General features: G+C 31.9%; 4 protein-coding genes and 1 rRNA gene. 4 read left to right on the forward strand and 1 reads right to left on the reverse strand.

Annotation, left to right across the window (positions count from 1 at the left end):
• Together rrf and ACJAX4_RS22445 are read left to right on the forward strand one after the other, a co-directional pair.
• Window positions 1-87 (forward strand): 5S ribosomal RNA (gene rrf / locus ACJAX4_RS22440); the annotation flags it as partial.
• Window positions 88-375: 288 nt separating this feature from the next.
• Window positions 376-1455 (forward strand): peptidoglycan-binding domain-containing protein, encoded by a 1080-nt coding sequence (locus tag ACJAX4_RS22445; protein WP_435791666.1) that lies wholly within the window; start codon window positions 376-378, stop codon window positions 1453-1455.
• A 35-nt stretch (window positions 1456-1490) separates the two neighbouring features.
• On the opposite strand, the gene ACJAX4_RS22450 is transcribed toward ACJAX4_RS22445, so the two are convergent.
• Entirely contained in the window at window positions 1491-2099 is a 609-nt protein-coding gene (locus tag ACJAX4_RS22450) for a hypothetical protein (RefSeq protein ID WP_435791667.1), read from the reverse strand.
• A 192-nt stretch (window positions 2100-2291) separates the two neighbouring features.
• Between ACJAX4_RS22450 and ACJAX4_RS22455 the strand changes: the two genes are divergently transcribed.
• Together ACJAX4_RS22455 and gpmA are read left to right on the forward strand one after the other, a co-directional pair.
• Window positions 2292-2648 (forward strand): hypothetical protein, encoded by a 357-nt coding sequence (locus tag ACJAX4_RS22455; RefSeq protein WP_435791668.1) that lies wholly within the window; start codon window positions 2292-2294, stop codon window positions 2646-2648.
• Window positions 2649-2904: 256 nt separating this feature from the next.
• Complete coding sequence (gene gpmA, locus ACJAX4_RS22460; RefSeq protein WP_435791669.1) at window positions 2905-3636, forward strand: 2,3-diphosphoglycerate-dependent phosphoglycerate mutase; 732 nt, start codon at window positions 2905-2907, stop codon at window positions 3634-3636.
• The last annotated feature ends 446 nt before the right edge of the window (window positions 3637-4082 follow it).

Genomic DNA, 4082 nt, shown 5'->3' on the forward strand with positions numbered 1-4082 from the left:
CTTCCCATACCGAACAGGTAGGTTAAGCTTCAATGCGCCAATGGTACTGCAAGGGTGACCTTGTGGGAGAGTAGGTTGTCGCTAGGTAATATAAAAACCGCTAAGTTTAGACTTAGCGGTTTTTTTCGCGTAAATATAAAATACCTTCTATATAGATTAAATAATTTTGTTCATTTAGTACTTGGATAATACATGAGTTAACTCGTTATATTTTTATCAGGTGTGATATAATTGTGTTAAATAATGAAACAGGCAATTTTAGAAGCTAACTTGTTTGAGATTTTGGGGGGAGAATAAAACAATCTCTCTGGAATTGAGATATATGGAGACCTAAGGGTTTGGGAGTTTACTAGAAAAATACAGGGGGGATTATCAATGAAAATTAAAGTAATATTATTAGCACTAGCTTTAGGGTCTACTTTATTAGTAGGATGTGGTAACAAAGAAGCAACAACAACATCCACTGATGCTGAAAAATCCACTGAGACTGCAACAAAAGAAGAAACTGTGGCATCTGAGAAAACTACAATTAAAATTGGAAGAGTTGAGGCTGCAGCACATGGAACAAAATGCTTTACAGTTGCAGTAGTAGGAATGGCAGGCGATAAAATCGTGGCTGCTTCCATAGATGATTATCAGTTTATGGGCACTGATGTTGCAGAAGGAGTTCCAAATTCTGAAGCAGAGTTCGGTGAAAATTATAAAGATGCTAAAATGGTACTTGCATCAAAAAGAACAAATGCAGAATATTACAGTGAACATATGAAAGAAAAGGCAGAATCAACAATTGCACTTGATACGAACTATAATGCTATTCAAGCATTTGCGGTGGGAAAAACAGTGTCAGAATTAGAGGCTCTAATCGCTGAAAATGGTGAAGATCCATTGGCCGATGCTGTAACGGGTGCTACGCTTGCAGATACAAATGGCTATCTTTCTGCTATAGTTGCAGCTGCAAAAGTTGCAAAAGAAAATAGTACAGTTGAAGTAGAAACGGCAGCACTAGAAACTCTAAAAATTGGAAGAGTCGAGGCCGCTGCACATGGAACAAAATGTTTTACAGTGGCAGTAACTATAATGTCAGGTGACAAGATCGCAGCTACATCCATAGATGATTACCAATTTATGGGCACTGATGTTGCAAAAGGAGTTCCAAATTCTGAAGCAGATTTCGGTGAAAATTACAAAGAAGCTGAAATGGTACTTGCATCAAAAAGAACAAATGCAAAATATTACAGTGAACATATGAAAGAAAAGGCAGAATCAACAATTGCTCTTGATACGAACTATAATGCTATTCAAGCATTTGCAGTGGGAAAAACAGTGTCAGAATTAGAGGCTCTAATTACTGAAAACGGTGAAGATCCATTGGCCGATGCTGTAACGGGTGCTACGCTAGCAGATACAAATGGTTATCTTTCTGCTATAGTTGCAGCAGCAAAAGTTGCAAAATAAGTTATGACAGTAAAAACACCTTCTAGAAATGGAGGTCACTGAAAAACCGCTAAGTTTAACTTAGCGTTTTTTTGTGTATAAATATTAAATAATAAAACCTTGAACGTTTCATCAGTAATATCAATATCATTCATATCATAAAATTTGATATTTCTAGTCTCAGGATATATAAGTTGTGTTCCGTTTGGAACTGTGCAATAGGCTATAAAATATTCCTGCTGTGGGATACTAATTGTATATTCCTTGTTTTCCAATGTTATTTTTGTATATGCAATTTTCCTATTAGGATTTTTACCTTTCAAAATAAGATATTTTCCCTTATTTGTTTTATATATTTCATATCTAAAATAAGCGCCGCCACCTCCTGTAACTTCAATTTTATATTTACTATTAAGACCTTTGGTTAATTCTGCGTCACCCAGAGTGTTATTAGTCATAAATAAAATATACTTTTTATTATCAAGATTTAATTCCTGTTTAATATCAATATTATTGGCAATTACTGTAGGTCTATTATTAAATTGCGTTATACTATCCTCTAATTGTCTTTTATTATCTGTAATTGTATATATTCTTGAATATGAAATAAATGCTATGCAAACAATTATTATTATACCCAATAAAGATAAAATACTTTTTTTCATAAGCAATGTTCCCCCATTTCATTTATAATAGAATACCTCTGTATCCTTATTCAATTATAGAACAAATTAATATAATTATATACAAAGTATAATTTATTGTTTTTATGAACAAAATATAAAATAGTAGAATATACATGATATAATAATATTGTGTAATATAATGCTATATAAAGTATAAGTGGGGGGATTAAAGTGTTAAGAAGTAATGAGATGTTTGACGATTATAAAAACAACATTAAGTTAAGCAATTTAGAAATTGCAAAAAGATTTAATCATACTTCCAAAATGATAGTAGTTGTGAATGAATTATCTGATTTATTTCTTAGAGTAATTGACAGGGTAAACAGTAATTTCAGAAAAAGTAGAGAAGAGATCATTAGTCAAATACATGAAGTAACAGGTTTTAGTGATAATAGATTTACAAGACTATTAAGTCCAGAAGTAGAATTTTCTCCAAGAGAAAGTGAGATTAAGGTATTAGAGTGGTTACTATCTTATGATATAAAAGATTTTCCGAGAGAATTTAAAATAGATTACAAGGCGGAATAGTACTGTTAAAACAAAATGATGATATTAGAGTTGAATTTGAACTTACATATAACTAATGATAGACGTCCGTCACTTCAGTGATGGGCGATTTGTTTAATTAATGACATGGTAAAGTACTCTCAAAGCTGGGATATAAAGAAAATAATAAATTAAATTGTTTGCTGAAATGGGATTTAAAGCATGGGAATGTATTGACTTTGTTAGTGCAACAAATGGGAAAAGTTTAGTATAATGAATTAGTAAGGGAGTGATTAAGTTGATAAAGCTCGTATTAATAAGGCATGGGGAAAGTCTTTGGAACAAAGAAAATAGGTTTACAGGTTGGACAGATGTAGATTTATCAGAGGATGGTTTAATTGAGGCAAGAAAAGCAGGGCAGATACTTAAGAAAAATGGATATACCTTTGACTTAGCATATACTTCTGTATTAAAAAGAGCAATCAGAACGCTTTGGATTGCTTTGCATGAGATGGATCTTATGTGGATTCCTGTATACAAGTCATGGAAGCTAAACGAAAGACATTATGGATCATTACAAGGGTTAAACAAGGCGGAAACTGCAGAGGAATATGGGGATGAGCAAGTTCATAAATGGAGAAGATATGTAGATGTAAGGCCACCAGAACTTTTGAAAACTGATGACAGATACCCAGGTAAGGAGCTAAAATATAAAGAATTAACTGAAGAAGAAATCCCTACAACTGAAAATTTAGAGGATACAATAAAGAGGGTTATGGAAGAATGGTTTGAAGAAATAGCACCCAAAATTAAACAGGGTAAGAAGGTTATAATTTCTGCACATGGAAATACTTTAAGAGCACTAGTTAAGTATCTTGATGACATATCAAGTGATAATATTGTATCTTTAAATATACCTACAGGAATTCCACTTGTGTACGAATTAGATGATAATTTGAAACCTATTCGACACTATTATTTAGAGAGAGAGGGAGAATTACCTCAAGATGCAATTCCATCAGTTTTTTAAAAGGAATAAAGGGGAAAGTTAATTAGGCATACGTTCTAAACATATATGGCAACATAGATGTTTACAATAATTAGCCTCGCGTATCTGAATGCGTAAAATTTAAGTATTTAAAGATATAGGTAGTAATAAGAGTATAATCTACTTAGAACACTTGTGTTATTAGATTATGCTCTTATTTATGTGATAGAATATTCCTTGTCGTCGCAAAGTGGTGGCAAAGTAAATTATATGTTCATTGTTAATTTAATTAGTTCTTAAATGAAAATAAATTTTGAGAAGTTATTGACAAAACAAGAAATGTGTAGTAATATTGTATGAGTTGTCAGTTATTGACGAATACAAAAAACAAATTGGTCTTTGAAAATTGAACAGAGAAATAGGTAAAGATAGCAAAATAATATTTTGCTAAACCAGTTAATTACTTTAGTAAATAAAGTGAATTTTAG

The sequence above is a fragment of the Clostridium sp. genome, from assembly GCF_051278035.1.
In the GTDB taxonomy this organism is placed as follows: Bacteria; Bacillota; Clostridia; order Clostridiales; family Clostridiaceae; genus Clostridium_AD.